The organism is Enterobacter sp. PL_is514, from assembly GCF_055816715.1.
Genome location: NZ_JBVPGN010000027.1, coordinates 381,833 through 398,084 on the forward strand (window position 1 = coordinate 381,833; position 16,252 = coordinate 398,084).

Sequence of the window (16,252 nt, forward strand, 5' to 3'; positions counted from 1 at the left end):
ACCATGAAGACAATTATAAAGTTTGATAGATTGTTTGTTGTCTCTGAAAGTCATAATTTATATTACGACCAAAAGTTTTCAAATAAAATAAACATAATAAGTGGGTGTAATACCTCGGGTAAAAGTACTTTAATACAGAGCATTTTATTTACCTTTGGAATTAATGATGTTAAAGATGGTTTGAGCGAAATTATTCGATACAAACCTACGTTCAGATTGGATTTCAGCATCACTAAAGGAGGTGTAGATAAAAAATATATAATAGTAAGAGAGCTCGGTAGCATATATTTAAAAGAGGATGGGGGGGATCTTTTTAGTTTTCATGGTATTGACTCTGATGGTCGAGTTGAACATGTGAAACTTAAGGAAATGTTATCTCAATTATTTGATTTTAACATGCTTTTAGAACAGAAGGGGGAGCTAAAAAAAGCATCGATAGAATGTATGTTCCTGCCTTACTATATTTCTCAATCTGTAGGGTGGGTTTATTTAAGAGAGTCATTCTCTAACCTTGGTTTTTATAAGGACTTTAAAGACACGTATCTTGATTATTATCTTGGCATAGAAAATTCTTTTGATAAAGAATATTTTTATAAGTTAACAAAAGAGCGGGCGCAACTTCAGTCGAAGATCTCCTCATTGAGTAAATATAGCACTGAGCCTCACTTTGTTGTTTCTAAATTACTGGATGAAGAATTCGGCGATGAGGCACAGAAGTATATTGATGATTATATAAATTTAGTTGCATCATTAGACGAAGAACGTGATGTATATACGAGTTTGTGTAATAAATTATCCTTAACTAAAAATCATGTCAAGATCCTAAGAAGAACTAAAAGAAATATCAAAAACCAAAACTATAACAATATTGACCGTTGTCCTGCATGTACGCAAATACTTTCTTATTCCCTAGAGGGGTTATATGGTTATTATCAAAACATCAATGATACTGATAAACTATCAGAGCAAATAAATAATAAAATACAAAAGATACAGTCTGATATTAATAGTTCACTTGCGAAGATTAAAAAGTTAGAAATTGATATATCTTCAAACTATTCATATTTTCTTGAGAAAAAATCACAAAATATATCTGTTAATACATGGATCGATAATAAAGCAAACATACGTCTGTTAAGCAATATTCATGAAGAGATAGAAGAACATACAAAAAGGTCTGATGAAATTAAAGGGTTGATTGATGGGATGGGAGAGGAGCAGTCTCTTTTTGTCGAGCGGTTTAACAAAGAAAAAGATTTCAAGGGGATATTTAAAAAATATCTTAATGACATGCAGTTATTCAATGTAACAGAACCTAGATATACAGATCTTTATAAAATAAACTCGTTCCCTTTTCAAGGCGTTGAGCTTCACAAAACTGTAATGTCATATCATTTTGCATTAAATTCTTTAATAAGAGAAACAGACAATATACATCGACTTCCATTTATGCTTGATGCGATTCTAAAAGAAGATATCGACGACAGAAATTTTGATCTCATACTTTCGTTTGTTGGAAGAAATCTTCCGACAGATACTCAATCATTTATATCGATATCTGAGTATTCTGAAGATAACCTCTTGAAAGATGGTAAAGATGTAAATGCATTCCGAAGAGCCAAGGTGAAAGATATTAAGAATCGATACTTTCCTGATGGTACGAATTTATTCTTTATTGGTGATGGGAAGCATGAGAGAGCATTTTTATCAAAACCTTTGGATTTAAACCTCGATATTTTTGTCGATACTTGTCGGCTTACTGAATGATTCCTTTAGTTAATAGCGAACGCACAAGTTTGTGCGTTCGCTATTTATTCTATATATTTGTTTTACCGTATATGATCTTGCAAGTAATCTTTAGCCGAGTATCATAGAGCCAGATAGGTAGGGGAACGACTATGATTTTTACAGCATTACAACTCTTCAAAAACCTCTCCGATGAAACCCGCCTAGGCATTGTGTTGCTGCTCAGAGAGATGGGAGAGCTGTGCGTGTGTGATCTCTGTACAGCGCTGGATCAGTCACAGCCCAAGATCTCACGCCATCTGGCGATGCTCAGGGAGAGTGGTCTATTACTGGATCGCAAACAGGGCAAGTGGGTTCACTACCGTTTATCCCCGCATATTCCTTCCTGGGCCGCTCAGGTGATTGAGCAGGCTTGGTTAAGCCAACAGGACGACATACAGGCCATCGCCCGTAAGCTAGCATCGGCAAACTGCTCTGGTAGCGGTAAGGCTGTTTGCATCTAAAAAATTTGCCTGAACATATATGTTTTTTCAAATGTTAGGTATTCAGAATGAGGACCTTAACGATGTTTGACCCGGCAATGTGCTACTGTACCTGCGTATGTGGCTCAGATGTCGATCAGGTTCTGGTTGATTTTTCTGCAGATGTGCAGTGGCTGAAAGGACGTGTCGTACAGGTTGAGCGTTACAACCTGGCGCAGCAGCCCATGAGCTTTATTCAGAATGAGAAAGCGAAAGCATTACTCGAAGCATCTCGAGCAGAAGGGCTTCGGCTACTGCTGTTGGGCGGCGAAACGGTGATGGCAGGGCGGTATCCAAAACGTGCTGAGCTGGCTCGCTGGTTCGGCATTCTGCTGGAGAAAGTGGGATTAGCTCCCACCAACTGCTGTGGTGGCAATACTTCCTGTTGCTGAGTATGTCAGGAGGACATATGAAATTCTTACAGAATATCCCGCATTACCTGTTTTTTATCGGTAAGGGAGGTGTAGGAAAAACTTCTATTTCCTGCGAGACCTGAGACCGAGATTGTCAGAAAAAGATAATTAAACTGATTAAAGTTTACTTTAGTATTGAAACTATAATTATCAAAAAAAAGGCAAACAAAAACCATCCTATAGCCTCACCAACCCAGTACTTGGACGCTTTTATTTTATAACGTCCCATGTTAACAAGCTGCGTTGTGCTTTGCTTTCTGGAAAAAAACATCTTTAATGAAAGAATGCCTTTAACTACTATCGCTGAAATAATTAGAGAAATACAGAATAAAAAATTTATGTTGTTCATGCTGTTCCCTTTTTTATATTCTGGATAAATATAACTGGATATATCCAGAGCATTAGCAGAAATGGTTAATGCAGATAGAATTAAAACGTGTGTAAAATAGTTAACCTTTTCAAGTTATACCTGGCTGTCTCATCGACGGGATCATGTCAGAAAACAAATAAATGTCCAGAATTACGTTACGGTAATGTTATAAAGCAAAGTTTTAGTCACAATCTGTTGATGTGTATCAACGTGTTTCGAATACATTCCTTATAGTGTTTGTTTACGTGTCAATTAGGTAATTCAGTCCACAAAAATAACCTTACAATACAACATGATGAAATGTATTAATGACTGTGTGGCATGAGACTTGCTTTTATAAAAGGCTAAACAATATGATCATCTGCATGATAAGGCCAAAATAAAGCAAGTTACTCGTTTCAGGATTTTTGCATAATTCCTGTTATTCACCAGTGATATTGCAGGCCAAAGGAAAAGAGGTTCACATGAAACTGCAACTTGCACTGGACGGACTGGGATTGTCAGAATCCCTTATTCTTCTTGATAAAGTAAAAGATTCAATCGATATCATTGAAATTGGCACCTCTTTCATTATTCGTGAGGGGCTTAGGGCAGTTTCCGAGATAAAGAGATGTTTTCCACACTTCGAAATTCTGGCAGACCTAAAAATCATGGATGACGGTTATTTCAAAGCGGGAAAAGCGTATCGCGCCGGCGCTGATTATGTCACGGTACTCGGTGTCACCGATCCGCTGACGATCAAAGGCTGCCTTGACATTGCGGGTCAATTAGGGAAAAAAGTGGTGGCAAATCTGATGTGTGTTAACGACCTGCCGACACGTATCACAGAACTTGAAAATATGGGAGTTCATGTCCTGTCTGTTCATACCGGTGTTGATCAACAGGCCGTCGGTCGGGAGCCAATAGAAGATTTACAGTTGTTGGTCGCCCACACGAAGAGGGCTGAGATTGCTGTCGCGGGAGGGATCAACAGTCGTCGCGTCTGGAAGTACATTGATCTGCGTCCGGAAATCATCATTGTCGGCGCAGGTCTGATTCATCACCCGGCCCCCGCAGACGAAGCGGCAGCCATCAAACAACAAATGCGTGAAGCCCGTTAAGCACTCTCACATTAGGGCCGTAATGAAAACGGCCTGTTCGCTCAGACTTACTTCCTGCATAACTCTATCTTCAGTCAACATTCGCGGGGGAGGTGGTTCGGACATGAATGCATTACTGGCCATTTAAGGCCGGATCAGGTTTCCCCTGAGAAATAAATCTACGCTATTCTGACCTGGCGTTTTTCGTCAGGAGCCAGCGCACCTAAGCCTCATCCGATAAACAAGTAAAAGGATCCGGGTTTTATGAAAAGAATTGCCATCGACATGGATGAAGTTATCGCCGATTTCAACTGCAAGTTTATTGCTTCCTTTAATGCCCGTTTCTGTGAAAACATTACGGTCACCGATCTGGCCGGCAAAACGGTTGAGGAGTTCCGTCCACAACTGCTGGCGGAGATGCGGGCAATGATTTGTGAGGACGGTTTTTTCCGCGATATGCCGGTGATCCCGGACAGTCAGAGGGTGGTGGAAGCTCTGCATAACAGGTACGAAATCTTTATTACCAGTGCCGCCATGGACTGGCCGGGTTCTTTTAATGCCAAGTATCACTGGCTCCAGGAAAATTTCCCCTTCATCAGCCCTAAAAACGTGGTGTTTTGTGGCAACAAGAGCATTGTTCATGCTGATTACCTGATCGATGACACACCGCGACATTTTCTAACCTTCCAGGGAGAAGGGATCCTGTTTTCTGCCCCCCATAACCTTGATACGGAAGGATACCGGAGGGTTAATAGCTGGCAGGATGTGGAAACGCTCTTCCTCTCATGAACGTCAGTGGGCCCGGTTCTCGGGCCCTCTCATTACCAGGCCTTATGCAGCAGACTGAGCAGCTGCGACTGACTTAGTTTCGCCGGATTGGCGCGCATGGATGAGGCATTGAGTGCCGCTTCCGCTGCCGCCTCAAGTGCCTCATAAGGTACACCGAGTTCCCTGAGGGTACCCAGTCCGTGGCGATGGCTCCAGTCCGCAAGGGCTGTGAAAGCCTGTGTGGTAGGGACACTAAAGCTGAGCGCCAGGGCGTCACGAATTTCTTCGAGGCGGCTAAGGCTTTCTTCTGACGCGACATTTTCCAGATTCAATTCCAGGCCATAGGGCAGCAGCGTACCGCATAGCGCTCCGTGGGGAGCATCACATAACCCCCCGAGCGGACCGGCCAGACCGTGGATCACTCCCAGCCCGGCGTTAGCCAGTGCCAGACCACCACACAGGCTGACCCAGGCCATTTCATCCCGACTGGTGGTACATTCTTTCTCCGTCAGTGTTCTCAGGGCATTCATCGCGCGGGGAATAGCATCACGGCACAGCATATCGGTGAATGTATTAGCCCGGTTACATACATATGGTTCGATCACCTGGGTGAGGGCGTCCAGCCCCGAGGCCAGGGTCACTGATCGTGGTGTTCTGTCTGTTAATGACGGATCGACCACGGCCAGATCGGGCAGCATGCGTTTATCCCTAAGACTTACCTTCCGGCGTTGTTCAGGAACATTAATGACCGCGTTTTTGGTGACTTCCGCCCCGGTGCCTGCCGTGGTCGGAATGGCCACGAAGGGCAGGGGAGCAGATTCCAGTAAACGTCCGTTCCCGATCACTTCCAGATATTCAATGATGCTGCCGTTGGCTGGCACCAGAGCCGCAATAGCTTTGCCTGCATCAATGACGGCACCGCCTCCTAAACTGACGATCACTTCAATACTGGCTTCGCGAGCCTGTTCAACACCATTCCGGATATCTTCCAGACTGGGTTCCCGGGCTACGGAGAATGTATGGACATCGAGCCCGGCCCCGGCTAATTGTCCGAGCAGCACAGCCGCGCGTGCAGAAGAAGAGCCGTGAACCAGCATCACCCGCTCCGAACGCTGAGCAACCCATCCGGCAACAGTATCAAGCTGCCCACGCCCGAAGTGAATTTCACCGGCGCTGAAAACAGAAAAGAGAGACGGCATAAGGATATCCTTCATAAGGTAATAAACGGCACCGGCGCAGATGTTGTTGGCCTGCACCGTGCCGCAATTCGGCCTCCACCCTAATCAATATTTTCAATCACAGTCACACTTCTGCTGCTATTTGTGGCTGAGATCGTGATTTTCAAAAGTGTGTCTATCTGTCTGAAAACACATGGGTACAACATTACTTTTTCAGCAACACGTTTAAAACACATTTTTTTTAAGATTTATGTTGTTGATTTTTATATGGAATAAAAATATGGCACGGTTTCTGCATTAGTATTGCCATAAAATTAATAACCTCAAGAGAGAAGAAAGATGAATCCTGAGTCAGCCGAATTTGTCATTCACAACAAAAGTGGTTTGCATACTCGCCCCGGGGCTGTGCTGGTTAATATAGCCAAACAGTTCAGCAGCGATATTCAGATTGCCAACGTCACCTCCGCCGGGAAGCCGGTTAATGCCAAGAGCCTGATGAAGCTGATGGGAATAGGTGTACGTAGTGGTCACACAATTCGTGTGGAGGCAACAGGTGAAGATGCCAGAAAGGCAATTGAAGCTATTTCCGAAGGAATTGCTTCAGGACTGGGAGAATAAACGATGCCTGGCGCAGCGAAGAAGGTATGTCTTATTTGCGGTAGCGGAGCTTCCAGCGCATTTCTGGCGATTAATGTCAGAAAAGCGGCTGCAAAAATTGGCCTGGATGTGATTGTGGAAAATCGTCCGGAGTCTGATTTTAAGAAAGCCCTCAGTGAATATGATTCAGTCTTAATTGCGCCTCACCTGGAATTTCTTTTGAAAGACTTTCATCTGTCCGCAGATGATTATTGCCGGGATGTGCAGATTATTCCTTTTTATATCTACGGCACTCTGGACGGTAGTTTGATATTAAGCATGCTACAGGACGTACAAAATAAACCCAAATGAACAGTACCTACCTCTACACTTACAAGGGTATTAAGCCATGAGCAAAGAACAAGTTTCTCTGCAAGTTAAAATACAGAGAATGGGGAATTTCCTCAGTGGAATGGTTATGCCAAATATTGGTGTCTTCATTGCCTGGGGTCTCATTACTGCACTGTTTATTCCGACCGGTTGGTTCCCGAATGAATATCTGGCCAAACTGGTAGGACCGACCATCACCTATTTATTACCTGCGCTGATTGGCTATACCGGCGGGTATAACGTCTATGGTAAACGCGGAGGTGTTATTGGTGCCGCAGCCACCATGGGCGTTGTGATTGGCTCCGACATTACCATGCTGGTTGGTGGGATGGTGATGGGGCCACTGGCGGCCTGGATAATCAAGAAAGTGGATAAGCTGTTTGAAGGAAAGGTGAAGCCTGGCTTTGAAATGCTTATCGACAACTTCAGTATCGGTATTGTTGCCGCGCTGCTGATGGTGGCGGGTTATGCGGTTGTTGAACCCATCTTCTCTGTCATTTTGTCCACGCTAGCACAGGGCGTGTACTGGGCGCTGAATAAAGGTCTGATTCCGTTTACCGCGATCTTTGTTCAACCTGCCTGTGTTCTGTTCCTGAACAACGCGATTAACCACGGCATCATGGCGCCGCTGGGTATACAGCAGGTGGTAGAACACGGCAAGTCGATTCTGTTCCTCGTGGAAGCGAACGGTGGTCCGCAACTGGGTGTCCTGCTGGCATACATGTTCTTTGGTCGCGGCATGGCGAGAAAATCAGCCGCACCTGCTGCGCTTATCCACTTCATTGGCGGTATCGGTGAGATTTACTTCCCGTTCGTCCTGATGAAACCAAAACTGATCATCGCGCCAATCGTCGGCAGCATGGTTTCCCTGTTCATCTTCCAGACGATGGACGGTGGTGTGGTAGGTATCCCATCCCCGGGCAGTATCATCGCTTTCCTGATGATGACACCGAAAGGGTCCTTCATCGCCAACATTCTTGGTTACGGAATTGGCTGCCTGGTGTCCATGGCCATTGCCGGTGCCCTGTTGAAAATGGATGCTCGCCGTGATGCGGAGCTGGAAGCACAGGAACTGGCCGCCGCAGCGACAGCTGAGAATGTTGTGGAAGTTTCTGAAAACACGCCTGCTGCTGCAGCTGTAGATGCGCAGAATACGGTAGTGCCTGGTGTGAAGATCAAGAAAATCATCGTGGCCTGTGATGCCGGAATGGGCTCCAGTGCGATGGGGGCATCCGTACTCCGTAACCGCCTCAAAAAGGCGCAGATTGAAGGTGTCGAAGTCAAAAATGCTTCCATCAGTAATCTGCCTGACGACGTGGATCTCATTATTACGCACTTCGACTTAATGAAGCGGGCGAAATCCAATGTCAGCAGACCGAATGTTTCTTTCATGGGTATCCGTAACTTTGTGGAAGCAACACAGTACGACGAAATTATTCACCAGGTAAAAGAAAACAACGCATAAGGATAATTATGGAAATCTTAAAACTTGACAATATTACGTTATCCGCCTCATTCCAGGATCGTGATGAAGCGATAAAGGCAGCCGGACGTATTCTTGTAGAAAATGGCTACGTTGCTCCGGAATATGTCGATTGTATGTTACAGCGCGAAGCGGTTATTTCGACTTACGTAGGAAATAATGTTGCTGTGCCACACGGGATTTCCGGAAGCGAAGGTTTCATCAAAGAATCAGGGATTTCTGTGGTCGTGGTGCCTGAAGGTGTTCAGTACTCCGAACACGATGTCGCCAAACTGATTATTGGTATTGCTGGCCGGGATGGCCAGCACATGGACATCCTGGGTCAGATTGCAATGATTTGTTCAGAGCAGGAGAACGTTGACGAGATCCTGCAGGCGAAAAGTGCTCAAGAAATTCTCGAAATATTTCAGAAGGAGTTGGTATGAAAGCTGTCCATTTTGGTGCAGGTAACATCGGTCGCGGTTTTATCGGTGATCTGCTGAATAACTCAGGCTATTTCATTACGTTCCTCGACGTTAATAAGCCGATGATTGACGCGATTAACAAGAACGGAAGCTATTACTTTTACTGGATCGATAAAGGCTATTCAAAACGTGAAGTCACCAACGTCGCCGGTATTTACCTGGTAGACGAACAGGATGCAGCTATTAAGGCCATTGAAGAGTGCGATATTCTCACCACCTCCGTGTGGGCAGATAACCTGCCGAAAATCGCAGCCGTGGTGGCGAAAGGTCTGAAACAGCGTCTGGTTTCCGGTCAGCCGAAAATCAACGTCCTGGCCTGTGAAAACGCCCTGTTTGCCTCCGATCGCCTGCGTCGTGAAGTGGTTAACACCGGCATCATTACTGACGCAGAGCTGCATCAGGTCAGTAACTTTGTGAACACCTCCGTTGACCGTCTGGCGCTGACCAACGTTCGTAACGGTGAAACCTGTCTTGATATCGATTCCAACTGTGAGCTGATGATCGAAAGCAGCGCGCTGGTTGATCCGAAAAGCCAGCCTATCCAGGGTGCAGACTATGTGGAAACCCTGAAGCCGTTCATTGAACGCAAACTGTATGTCGTGAACTGCGGACATGCTGCAGCCGGTTACCTCAGCTACCTGAAAGGCTACCCGTATGTACAGGACGGTTTCGCCGATGCCGAAATCGTTAAGCAGGTGGAAGATCTGATGTGGGAATCGGCACAGGTCATGATCAAAGAATATGGCTTTGGTGAAGATGAGATGAAGCACTACATCAAAAAGACCATTGCCATCTGGACTTCCGGTACCGTGAAAGATGATACCCGTCGCGTTTGCCGCTCTCCGATTCGTAAGGTGAACGACACCGACCGTCTGGTAGCCCCAGCGAAAGCATACTGGAATTTGTTCGGTGAAGAACAGCTGTACCCGAAAGTGATCGCTGCCGCTTATGCCTTCGTCAACGAAGAAGATGAACAGGCGGTTGAATTGCAGCGAGCTATTGCGGAGAACGGCATTGAAGCTGCAATCGAGAAATATTCAAACATCCCTGCCACAGCGCCGCTGGCAAAACAGATTGTTAAAAATTTCCTGACTTTTAAAGAACTGCAGAAATAAGAGAGGCACAAATGAAACTTCAATTAGCACTGGACGAAATGCCGTTATCCGAAGCGCTGTTATTCCTGGACAAAGTAAAAGAGTCCGTTGACATCGTAGAAGTTGGTACCCCGTTTATTATCCACGAAGGTTTGAAGGCGGTTACCGAAATTAAACGCTGTTTCCCGCAACTGGAGGTGCTGGCCGACCTGAAAATCATGGATGCCGGTTACTACGAATCTGAAATGGCATTCAAGGCGGGTGCGGACTACGCCACCGTTCTGGGCGTCACCGATATCCTGACCGTGAAAGGTTGTGTAGATATTGCAAACAAAATGGGCAAAAAAGTCGTTGTTGACATGATTTGCGTACCAAACATGCCAGAACGTATCCGCCAGCTGGAAGAAGTCAAAGCCCATATTCTGTCTGTTCACACCGGTGCTGACCAACAGGCCGCAGGACGCGAGCCCATCGAAGATCTGCGTGTAATGGTTGAGCACACTCGTGAAGCTGGAATTTCTGTTGCCGGCGGTATCAACTCTAAGTCGGTCGCAAAATATGTAGCTCTGAATCCCGACATCATCATTGTAGGCTCAGGCATCACTCACAACCCTGATCCTGCAAAAGAAGCTGCTGCTATCAAAGCGGCAATGCGTAAGGGAGCTTGATTATGCAGGCGAAAGAATTACGTGAAATTCTGCAGGAGCTGACTGGTCTGGCTGAACATGTTAATCAGGCTGACGTCGACAAGCTGATTGCTGAAATTGAAGGAGCAAACAAACTGTTTCTGGCAGGTGCCGGTCGCTCAGGGTTTATGATCCGCGCTTTCGCGAACCGTCTGATGCACCTCGGTTATGAGACCTATCTTGTTGGCGAAACCATCACGCCGCCGGCGAAAGAAGGTGACCTGCTGATCATTGGCTCCGGCTCGGGTGAAACCGGTAGTCTGGTCTCCATGGCGCAGAAAGCGGTTGCCCAGAAAGCGAAGATTGCTCTGATCTCCATCTATGACGACTCAAGCATTGGCAAGCTGGCCAGCGCCGTCATCAAACTGCCGGGCTCGACGCGCAAAAGTGGTGAAGGGAAGGGGATCCCAACTATCCAGCCTCTGGGGTCGTCGTTTGAACAGTTACTGTTCCTGACCTGCGACAGCATCGTGCTCACCATCATGCGTCGCAAAGGAATCGAGTATGAAGACATGTTTGCTCGTCATGCCAATCTGGAATAAGTAAACCATAAGGGGTTCCGGTTCTGACCGGTCGCCGGAATCCCTCCCTTTTGAGTACTGAGGGGGCACTAAAATGCTGGATACCTTTGAATCACAAACCACCGACCAGTTAGGTCACTTCGCCTGGTGTGCCTTGGTGGCATTGGGCCTAGCCAGACAGGAAGGTAAAGCAACAAATCAGGTGAGTGAACACGTTTTTATTTCGAACTGGCTGAACAAAGCCTGGAAAGATAAACGTTTTCCTAAAAGTATCGCACCAGAATTAACCGGATTAATAAAAAGAGCCCGGGCGGAAGGGATAGCAGCCAATCTGGAAAAAGTGCTGTATGCCCTCTTTAAAAAATGCACCAGAAGCATTATCGAGCAGTCGGAATTGTTTCGCCTTAATTTTGCCATCGATGGCTTTAAGCGTTATGGCTGGAAAACCGTTCTGACCACGGCGCGAGACTGGAAAGTGCTGACGAAATGCGACCCATCCATGGTCGAAGGAAATGCACTGATTATTGACAATAAATCCCTGTATTCATCCTTCAATGATTCCGGGTATTTACTGAAGCCGCTGGAACTCAAGGTTTTTGGTGACAAGGCTTTTTTTATTAATTTACTCAAACGGTTTTATCTGCCGGTTGTGGCGACAGGGGATGATTCAGTTTTTCTGCTGACACCAGAAAGAACGGAATATATCCGTAACACAATTATCAGGTCCAAGTTGAGTGATTTTCACTCGGCGAAAATTCATTCGAACACGACGCTTAGTCTGTCTTCTGGTATAAGGTGAAAAACATGATCAACAGAATGATCCTCAACGAAACCTCTTACTTTGGTAAAGGTGCCATCCGTTCAATTGTGGACGAAATCAAAAAGCGTGGTTTTACTAAAGCGCTGATTGTGACAGATAAAGATCTGATTAAATTCAATGTGGCGACCAAAATTACCGCGCTACTGGAAGAAAACGGTCTGGCCTATGCGATTTATGATGAAGTCGTACCAAATCTGACCGTAAACGTGGTGCACAAAGGAGTGGAGGCTTTCAAACAGGCCGGTGCGGATTACCTGATTGCCGTGGGTGGTGGTTCGCCACAGGATACCTGCAAAGCGATTGGAATGATGATGGCTAACCCGGAATATACCGATGTCCGCATGCTGGAAGGTGGTGCCCCCACCCGTAACCCATCCATTCCGATCATTGCCATTCCGACCACCTCCGGCACTGCAGCGGAAGTGACTATCAACTACGTGATCACCGACGAAGAAAAACGTCGAAAATTTGTCTGCTTTGACCCGCACGATATCCCGGTAATCGCCGTCATTGACCCGGAGATGATGTCCAGCATGCCAGCAGGTCTGAAAGCGGCAACGGGTGTCGATGCCCTGACTCACGCTATTGAAGGTTACATTACCCGCGGTGCCTGGGAACTGACAGATATGTTCCATATCAAGGCCATTGAAATTATTGGCCGTTCTCTGCGTGATTCGGTTAAAGGGATCGCCTCCGGTGTGGAAGGTATGGCGCTGGGCCAGTACATTGCTGGGATGGGCTTCTCGAACGTGGGTCTCGGTCTGGTGCATGGTATGGCGCACCCGCTGGGCGCTTTCTACGGCACCCCGCACGGGGTGGCTAACGCGGTATTACTCCCGCATATCATGGCATTTAACGCCGAACACACCGGAGAGAAATATCGCGATATCGCCTTCGCTCTGGGTGTTAAAAACGCTTATGACCTGACGCTGCCGGATGCGCGTAACGCCGCAGTGGATGCGGTGGTGAAGCTGAATAAAGACATTGGCATCCCGGAGCGTCTGCGTGATGTGGGCATGAAGGAAGAAGATGCAGATGCACTGGCAAAAGCCGCCTTTGCCGATGTCTGTACCCCGGGCAACCCGAGAGACTGCGACGAAGCAACCGTGAAAGCGCTGTATCTACAGTTGTACTAAGCAATCGTTGATGGAAAGTTAGTGGCTAAAAAGTAATCTTAACGAAGTCAAGTTGGAAGGATTTTGAAGCATTGCTTGCAATGCTTCTTTTTTTTCAGCCGTTCTGGCTATGTGATAAAATAATCGGTATGTATTTAATTTGTAACGGGTATCAGTGCTCATGCGAATAGATGATGTTTATGCGAAACTGAAACAGTTAGCCGGCGAAAATGGAGTAAGCGCCAAAGAAATCGCCGACGCCATGAACATTGGTCGTTCAAATGTCAGCCATGAACTGAACAAGCTGGTACTGCAGGGAAAAGCCCGGAAAAAAAGTGGAAAACCGGTTCTGTTTCAACCTGTGGTACAGCAGGTTGTGCTGAACGAATCCCGCAAAGATATCCTGGGTGCCCACCTTAAGCTTAACCCCAGCCTGAAGCTGGCCATCGAGCAGGCTCGCGCGGCCGTTCTGTATCCGCCAGACGGCATGAATATGTTGATCCTCGGCGAAACCGGTGTAGGTAAGTCCCTCTTTGCCGAGTTAATCGTGTCGTATGCACAGCACAACAACATCATCCCTGCTGAAGCAGAGCTAATCATCTTTAACTGTGCGGACTATTCGAATAACCCACAGTTGCTTATCGCCCAGTTGTTCGGCACGCGAAAGGGGGCCTATACGGGGATTGACGAGAACCGAATCGGCCTGATTGAAAAGGCGAATAATAGCTTCCTGTTCCTCGATGAGGTCCATCGTTTGCCACATGAAGGGCAGGAAATGCTGTTTACCTTTATGGATAAGGGAGTCTATCGGCGTCTTGGAGAGGCTGATGCCCTTCGTACTGCCAACGTCAAAATCATTGCGGCGACGACGGAAACCCCTGAATCACACCTTCTCCGTACGTTTACCCGCCGTTTTCCCATAACCATCCGTTTGCCGGTATTGAGGGAACGGACACTGCAGGAGCGGATTAAACTGGTCCATTCATTCCTGCAGACCGAATCAAAATCGATACAATGCAGCATCAGCATCTCCGGTAATGCCCTGCGGGCCTTCTACATCTATGACTGCCCGAACAATATCGGCCAGCTGCGCGCTGATTTGCGTTCTGCCTGTGCCAAAGCGTACGTCGATTACGTCACTGGTATTCGCGAAATCATCACCATCACCAGTGACTATCTTCCTCAGCACGTCAGCGCCTTTCTGCTCAATGAAACCGAACACCGTAAGCTGTGGAACGAACTGTTAGGGGGCAAAACCAAATTCACCGTTTTTCATCCCAGTGGGGATATTGAAAACGAAAATATGTTCTTTCTGGATGAGCAGCAGAAAGGGACAACATTGCAGAAAATGGAGCTCAGTACACTCTTTGGTGCCGGGCCGGAAAGCTCCTACCTACAGAGCCTGTATGCGACCAAACTCAGTATGATCAAGAGTAAGGACGATATCAAAACCATTCAGGATTACGTTACCGGTACAATTTCTGAACTCACTGATGAGATCATACAGCTCAGCCAGAAACGACTGGAGAAAACCTTTGACATCAATTTCCAATATGCCCTCAGTATCCATCTTGAGAAAACCCTGAACCGGCTGAAGTTTGACCAATTGATCACTCATCCTCGACTGAATGACATCAGGATAAAACATAACCGTGAATTTAACGTGGCTCTGGATTGCCTGCGCATTATCGAGAAAAAGGTGGACATCTCCATGCCTATCGATGAAGCGGCATTTCTGACCATGCTCTTCATCCATTATGAAGATAGTGAAGTGCTGCGCGCGAAGCAGGTGAGGGTTATGCTCATTATGCACGGGGAAAGTGCAGCAACTTCTATGGCCGATACAGTCAATGAGTTACTGGACGTGGAATATGTTAAAGGGTTTAATCTTTCGCTGAAAGTCCAGCCGCAAATTATCCTTGAACAGATTATTGCCTATATCAAAACATGGGAGGTCAAGTCTGACCTTTTCCTGTTGGTGGATATGGGGTCACTGTCGAATTTTGGTGCAGTGATCCTGCGTGAGTGTGGGGTCAGGACTAAGACCATGCAGTTGGTCAGTACCATGCATGTTATTGAAGCCGTTCAGAAAGCGATGCTAGGCCTGCCACTTGAGGAAATTTATAACGAAGTCCTGGGGGTGAACTATCTTCTGGATCAATCCTACCGCGCTAAGAGTGAATTTAACCGACAGACGAAGAAACTGGCTATTGTAATGGTCTCTTCCTCAGAAGAGGATCTGCCGGAAACCCTGACCAGCTTGTCAAACCGCCTGACATACAAACCCAATATTCTCGAAATTATTCCGATTATCTCTTCCGACAAACAAGATATTGCTCAGCGGCTGAAGTCCACATCGTATGTGTTCGATATTGTTTCGGTTATTACCAATATTCCAATCCCGAGTCAGTGGCGTACCCTGCGTCTCGATGAAATATTGTGGGAAGAAAACATTACCACTCTTCAGGCGATTATCGACATTGAAACCACCTATGTTCTGCTGGTTGAACCCCTCAACGGGTTACTGAAAAACACCAGTGCTTCCCGGGTTGTTACTGAAGTGCGTAAAGCCGTGCTGAAAATTTCGGAAGCGCAGGGGCTTAACCTGACGGCTAACGCTCATATCGGGATTGCCATGCATCTGTCCTGTCTTATCGATAAAAAGTTGACTGATGGACCAGCTTCTGCTCCTGTCCGTCAAACCCGAGCCGGGAATCAAGCGTTTTCCAGGGATCCGGTATTGAAGGTTTTCTCAAAAGAGTTGCACGCGCTCGAGACAAAGTTTCAGATAGAATTCAGTGATGATGAAATCGTATATCTAAAATCGCTTTTTGAGCAGAATAGCTTTTAACGAGTCGGTAGCCCCCCCGTGATGGAGGGCTTTTCTGAAACTCACGCAGAAACTCAGTAGCCTCTATAGGGCAGGATCGTCTACTGGGGCGGGGTCTGTCCAACTTTCCAGAAAGTACAGAATCAGATTGATCGTGATACTGCAGGAAAAAATGGCAGATTTAATACAGCAACTCGA

General features: G+C 46.4%; 16 protein-coding genes and 1 pseudogene. 16 read left to right on the plus strand and 1 reads right to left on the minus strand.

All coding sequences use genetic code 11. The features are described from left to right. Positions 1–3 precede the first annotated feature (3 nt). From AC0TNG_RS06010 to AC0TNG_RS06035, 6 genes and pseudogenes are all read left to right on the plus strand, one after another. On the plus strand, positions 4–1,767 hold the full coding sequence (locus tag AC0TNG_RS06010; RefSeq protein WP_248165631.1) for a P-loop NTPase family protein: 1,764 nt from the start codon (positions 4–6) through the stop codon (positions 1,765–1,767). Positions 1,768–1,898: 131 nt separating this feature from the next. Beyond that, positions 1,899–2,249, plus strand: coding sequence for an As(III)-sensing metalloregulatory transcriptional repressor ArsR (gene arsR / locus AC0TNG_RS06015; protein WP_064159920.1), 351 nt, complete (start codon positions 1,899–1,901; stop codon positions 2,247–2,249). A gap of 47 nt (positions 2,250–2,296) precedes the next feature. Further along, positions 2,297–2,659 (plus strand): arsenite efflux transporter metallochaperone ArsD, encoded by a 363-nt coding sequence (gene arsD, locus AC0TNG_RS06020; RefSeq protein ID WP_248165633.1) that lies wholly within the window; start codon positions 2,297–2,299, stop codon positions 2,657–2,659. A 17-nt stretch (positions 2,660–2,676) separates the two neighbouring features. Continuing rightward, a pseudogene (locus AC0TNG_RS06025) lies at positions 2,677–2,760 on the plus strand (ArsA-related P-loop ATPase); the annotation flags it as partial. Positions 2,761–3,514: 754 nt separating this feature from the next. Beyond that, complete coding sequence (gene hxlA / locus AC0TNG_RS06030; protein ID WP_064159923.1) at positions 3,515–4,150, plus strand: 3-hexulose-6-phosphate synthase; 636 nt, start codon at positions 3,515–3,517, stop codon at positions 4,148–4,150. A 243-nt stretch (positions 4,151–4,393) separates the two neighbouring features. Further along, the gene (locus tag AC0TNG_RS06035) at positions 4,394–4,918 is read left to right on the plus strand and encodes a 5' nucleotidase, NT5C type (RefSeq protein ID WP_064159924.1); all 525 of its coding nucleotides are present in this window, start codon (positions 4,394–4,396) and stop codon (positions 4,916–4,918) included. Positions 4,919–4,950: 32 nt separating this feature from the next. Here AC0TNG_RS06035 and AC0TNG_RS06040 read toward each other — a convergent pair whose 3' ends face one another. Further along, on the minus strand, positions 4,951–6,096 hold the full coding sequence (locus tag AC0TNG_RS06040) for an iron-containing alcohol dehydrogenase (RefSeq protein ID WP_248165635.1): 1,146 nt from the start codon (positions 6,094–6,096) through the stop codon (positions 4,951–4,953). A 318-nt stretch (positions 6,097–6,414) separates the two neighbouring features. Between AC0TNG_RS06040 and AC0TNG_RS06045 the strand changes: the two genes are divergently transcribed. From AC0TNG_RS06045 to AC0TNG_RS06090, 10 genes are all read left to right on the plus strand, one after another. Continuing rightward, positions 6,415–6,693: an HPr family phosphocarrier protein gene (locus tag AC0TNG_RS06045; RefSeq protein ID WP_064159926.1), complete on the plus strand. Its 279-nt coding sequence runs from the start codon at positions 6,415–6,417 to the stop codon at positions 6,691–6,693. Between the two features lie 3 nt (positions 6,694–6,696). Further along, the gene (locus tag AC0TNG_RS06050; protein WP_064159927.1) at positions 6,697–7,023 is read left to right on the plus strand and encodes a PTS sugar transporter subunit IIB; all 327 of its coding nucleotides are present in this window, start codon (positions 6,697–6,699) and stop codon (positions 7,021–7,023) included. A gap of 37 nt (positions 7,024–7,060) precedes the next feature. Continuing rightward, complete coding sequence (locus AC0TNG_RS06055) at positions 7,061–8,506, plus strand: PTS mannitol transporter subunit IIBC (protein WP_139396729.1); 1,446 nt, start codon at positions 7,061–7,063, stop codon at positions 8,504–8,506. Positions 8,507–8,514: 8 nt separating this feature from the next. Further along, entirely contained in the window at positions 8,515–8,949 is a 435-nt protein-coding gene (locus tag AC0TNG_RS06060) for a PTS mannitol transporter subunit IIA (RefSeq protein ID WP_064172017.1), read from the plus strand. Continuing rightward, positions 8,946–10,103 carry a mannitol dehydrogenase family protein gene (locus tag AC0TNG_RS06065; RefSeq protein ID WP_139396732.1) on the plus strand — a complete coding sequence of 386 codons (1,158 nt, stop codon included), beginning with the start codon at positions 8,946–8,948 and terminating at the stop codon, positions 10,101–10,103. The genes AC0TNG_RS06060 and AC0TNG_RS06065 overlap by 4 nt, the downstream gene beginning before the upstream one ends. Positions 10,104–10,114: 11 nt before the next feature. Continuing rightward, positions 10,115–10,750: a 3-hexulose-6-phosphate synthase gene (hxlA, locus tag AC0TNG_RS06070; RefSeq protein ID WP_061376392.1), complete on the plus strand. Its 636-nt coding sequence runs from the start codon at positions 10,115–10,117 to the stop codon at positions 10,748–10,750. A gap of 2 nt (positions 10,751–10,752) precedes the next feature. Beyond that, positions 10,753–11,310 (plus strand): 6-phospho-3-hexuloisomerase, encoded by a 558-nt coding sequence (gene hxlB / locus AC0TNG_RS06075; RefSeq protein WP_064172019.1) that lies wholly within the window; start codon positions 10,753–10,755, stop codon positions 11,308–11,310. A 73-nt stretch (positions 11,311–11,383) separates the two neighbouring features. Further along, positions 11,384–12,088: a DUF2913 family protein gene (locus AC0TNG_RS06080; RefSeq protein ID WP_151085496.1), complete on the plus strand. Its 705-nt coding sequence runs from the start codon at positions 11,384–11,386 to the stop codon at positions 12,086–12,088. Between the two features lie 5 nt (positions 12,089–12,093). Then, a complete protein-coding gene (gene fucO / locus AC0TNG_RS06085; protein ID WP_473713191.1) occupies positions 12,094–13,245 on the plus strand; it encodes a lactaldehyde reductase in 1,152 nt (383 codons plus the stop codon). 160 nt (positions 13,246–13,405) lie between these two features. Then, positions 13,406–16,075, plus strand: coding sequence for a sigma-54-dependent transcriptional regulator (locus AC0TNG_RS06090; RefSeq protein ID WP_473713190.1), 2,670 nt, complete (start codon positions 13,406–13,408; stop codon positions 16,073–16,075). Positions 16,076–16,252 lie beyond the last annotated feature (177 nt).

Bases quoted from the DNA above. Each gene is read 5' to 3' on its own strand.
- AC0TNG_RS06010 (WP_248165631.1), top strand. From the start codon at position 4: ATGAAGACAATTATAAAGTTTGATAGATTGTTTGTTGTCTCTGAAAGT.
- arsR (WP_064159920.1), top strand. From the start codon at position 1,899: ATGATTTTTACAGCATTACAACTCTTCAAAAACCTCTCCGATGAAACC.
- arsD (WP_248165633.1), top strand. From the start codon at position 2,297: ATGAGGACCTTAACGATGTTTGACCCGGCAATGTGCTACTGTACCTGC.
- hxlA (WP_064159923.1), top strand. From the start codon at position 3,515: ATGAAACTGCAACTTGCACTGGACGGACTGGGATTGTCAGAATCCCTT.
- AC0TNG_RS06035 (WP_064159924.1), top strand. From the start codon at position 4,394: ATGAAAAGAATTGCCATCGACATGGATGAAGTTATCGCCGATTTCAAC.
- AC0TNG_RS06040 (WP_248165635.1), bottom strand. From the start codon at position 6,096: ATGCCGTCTCTCTTTTCTGTTTTCAGCGCCGGTGAAATTCACTTCGGG.
- AC0TNG_RS06045 (WP_064159926.1), top strand. From the start codon at position 6,415: ATGAATCCTGAGTCAGCCGAATTTGTCATTCACAACAAAAGTGGTTTG.
- AC0TNG_RS06050 (WP_064159927.1), top strand. From the start codon at position 6,697: ATGCCTGGCGCAGCGAAGAAGGTATGTCTTATTTGCGGTAGCGGAGCT.
- AC0TNG_RS06055 (WP_139396729.1), top strand. From the start codon at position 7,061: ATGAGCAAAGAACAAGTTTCTCTGCAAGTTAAAATACAGAGAATGGGG.
- AC0TNG_RS06060 (WP_064172017.1), top strand. From the start codon at position 8,515: ATGGAAATCTTAAAACTTGACAATATTACGTTATCCGCCTCATTCCAG.
- AC0TNG_RS06065 (WP_139396732.1), top strand. From the start codon at position 8,946: ATGAAAGCTGTCCATTTTGGTGCAGGTAACATCGGTCGCGGTTTTATC.
- hxlA (WP_061376392.1), top strand. From the start codon at position 10,115: ATGAAACTTCAATTAGCACTGGACGAAATGCCGTTATCCGAAGCGCTG.
- hxlB (WP_064172019.1), top strand. From the start codon at position 10,753: ATGCAGGCGAAAGAATTACGTGAAATTCTGCAGGAGCTGACTGGTCTG.
- AC0TNG_RS06080 (WP_151085496.1), top strand. From the start codon at position 11,384: ATGCTGGATACCTTTGAATCACAAACCACCGACCAGTTAGGTCACTTC.
- fucO (WP_473713191.1), top strand. From the start codon at position 12,094: ATGATCAACAGAATGATCCTCAACGAAACCTCTTACTTTGGTAAAGGT.
- AC0TNG_RS06090 (WP_473713190.1), top strand. From the start codon at position 13,406: ATGCGAATAGATGATGTTTATGCGAAACTGAAACAGTTAGCCGGCGAA.